Below are 2,261 nucleotides of genomic sequence, written 5' to 3' on the forward strand. Positions count from 1 at the left end.
GATTTGATGAAGAATTTAAATTCTTCATCAAATCTGACCTAAATAATAATTATTTATCGAACTTTAATGTGTCCTAAAAAGGGGAAGCCTACAAAGGTAGGTAACATTATTGGTGGTAGTTGGAAAGGTATTAACTACATTCGGATTAAACCCACAAGCGTGGCAAACCCACGCACAGAGGGGCAAGTAAATCAACGTAATAAATTTACTATTGCATTAGAGTATTTACAGGCAACTAAAAGTTTTATAAAAATTGGTTATAAGTCTTTTGCAACCAAAAAAACAGAATTTAATGCAGCGATGTCTTATGTGTTAAATAATGCAATAGCAGGTGTTGCTCCTGATTTCACAATCGATTATTCTTTGGCTTTATTAAGTAGAGGAGATTTGTCTGGTGTGATAGATGGTTCTACAGACTTAAGTCAAGGTGGTGAAATAACTTTTAATTGGGCTGATAACTCAGATGAGGGTAATGCTAGCGCAACAGATAAGGCTATGGTATTAGTTTATAATCCAAACAGGAGAGACTCTGTTTCTATTCTTGATGGAGCTAATAGGTCTGTAGGCTCTCAGGTAATAACAATACCTAATACTTATACAGATGAAACAGTAGAGATGTTTATGGCATTTGTTTCAGCTGATGGAAAAAAAGTTTCAAATAGTGTGTATTTAGGCTCTGGTACGACAGCACCTTAATTTTCAATAAGTAATACATATTATTAACCGCTTCTATTAGTTTAGAGGCGGTTTTTTTATGTCTTTAGATCATTAAATTAGAAGAGTTAAAATGTTGTACCTATGTTGTACCTTTTTTAATTTTACCTACTTAATGTCAGTAATATCAATATATTTAAGACTTTATTAATACAACACGGTGTTGTAGGTAGTTTTTATTCCGCTATTTTTGTAATTCTATTATATTTTTCTTTTAAAGTTAAATATTCTTTTTCTCCGATTTTTTCGGTTTTAAATTCTATTCCCTTTAATTCCTTCTTTAATTTTTCAAGATTACTATTTTCAAAAACTTTAATCTTTCTAGTCTTTTTTATTCCTTCTTTTTTAGATTTAAAATATGTTATGTTTTCAATCAGTACAGCATAAGGTTCATCTTTTAGTCTCTTTTTTTTGTATATTAAAAGGTCTTTTCCGCTAATAATTTCCGCAAATATTAATTCTCCATTTTCATAAAAATTAATATCAATATCCATTAATTTTCCATATTTGTATTTGACGTTAGATTTTGTTTCTTTTCCATCAGAATACTTTTTAAAAATAGTTATTCCGTCTTTGTCTTTTTTCTCAAATTCATTTTCTAATTTTCCTTTTTGATTTATTCGAGATATAGATTTTTCAATATTTTCTATCCAATCTGATTGGATAAAAATCAATAATATAATGGATAGAATGTATTTCATTTATTTTCGGTTTTTAATTACCTACAACGTGTTTGTGTATGATTTCGTTGCGTGTTTCAGCAACTAAATTAGCAAATACAAACCGAATAGAAAATCCGCGAGGATTTTCGTAAGTAGGCTAGTACTAGCAATGAATTATACACGGTGTTCTACGCAGTTTTTATTTCAGTTAATATTTTTCCGTCAGCATTCAGTTCGTATTTATAACCTTCCCAATCTATTAATTCAATTCGGTTTTCGATAATTTTAAATTCAGTTTTTCCATCTGGATTTACAAAAATATCTCTCGCACTAAAACTCCATTTAGTTTCTCCATTTTTATCAATTCGGCTAACTTGAATTTCTCCGTGAACGATAAAATCTTCGTCAAATTCATAAATTCCAAAACAGGTGGCAATATCGTATTGATTTCTCCAATTAGCAGACAAATCCGTTAAATTCAGAGAGTATATTCGGTCAGAACAGCAAATATAAATTCGGTCATTTTTGATTAGAAATGAATTTTCAGAAATTCCAGTTGCTCCTCCAGTTTCCAGTAATAATGCGCTACACTTTTCAATTCCGTTTTCTGTTATTCGAATTCCGTGTTTTGAGGAAGGTTGATATTCCAATTCAATTCCTAAATCGGCTGGATATTGTTTCTTAAATCTCTGACCAAATTCCGCTAAATCCAAATCAGATTCATTTGTTATTTCAATTACGGAATTTTGATATTTTACTTTCATTTTATTGGTTTGGTCAAATTGCGTAGAACGGTTATGTATAAGAATAGTTGCGAGTTTGTGTGCGAGGATTTTCCGTAGGAAAATCAGATGCAAGCAAACTTGCAATTACCATTATTTAAGC

The 2,261-nt window shown here is 30.3% G+C and carries 3 protein-coding genes; 1 reads left to right on the forward strand and 2 read right to left on the reverse strand.

The window, feature by feature from the left end; genetic code table 11:
* Positions 1-66 precede the first annotated feature (66 nt).
* A complete protein-coding gene (locus FQU21_RS17200) occupies positions 67-696 on the forward strand; it encodes a DUF6266 family protein (RefSeq protein ID WP_147679251.1) in 630 nt (209 codons plus the stop codon).
* 194 nt (positions 697-890) lie between these two features.
* Here the strand turns inward: FQU21_RS17200 and FQU21_RS17205 are convergent, their stop codons facing one another.
* Both FQU21_RS17205 and FQU21_RS17210 read right to left on the reverse strand, forming a co-directional pair.
* Positions 891-1,415: a hypothetical protein gene (locus FQU21_RS17205; protein WP_147679253.1), complete on the reverse strand. Its 525-nt coding sequence runs from the start codon at positions 1,413-1,415 to the stop codon at positions 891-893.
* 149 nt (positions 1,416-1,564) lie between these two features.
* On the reverse strand, positions 1,565-2,089 hold the full coding sequence (locus FQU21_RS17210) for a hypothetical protein (protein WP_147679255.1): 525 nt from the start codon (positions 2,087-2,089) through the stop codon (positions 1,565-1,567).
* Positions 2,090-2,261: the final 172 nt, after the last annotated feature.

Source organism: Algibacter pacificus, from assembly GCF_008033385.1.
GTDB classification, from domain to species: Bacteria; Bacteroidota; Bacteroidia; order Flavobacteriales; family Flavobacteriaceae; genus Algibacter; species Algibacter pacificus.

What these genes read in the sequence shown, in the direction of transcription:
- FQU21_RS17205 (WP_147679253.1), bottom strand. Translation starts at nt 1,415, where the DNA reads ATGAAATACATTCTATCCATTATATTATTGATTTTTATCCAATCAGAT.
- FQU21_RS17200 (WP_147679251.1), top strand. Translation starts at nt 67, where the DNA reads ATGTGTCCTAAAAAGGGGAAGCCTACAAAGGTAGGTAACATTATTGGT.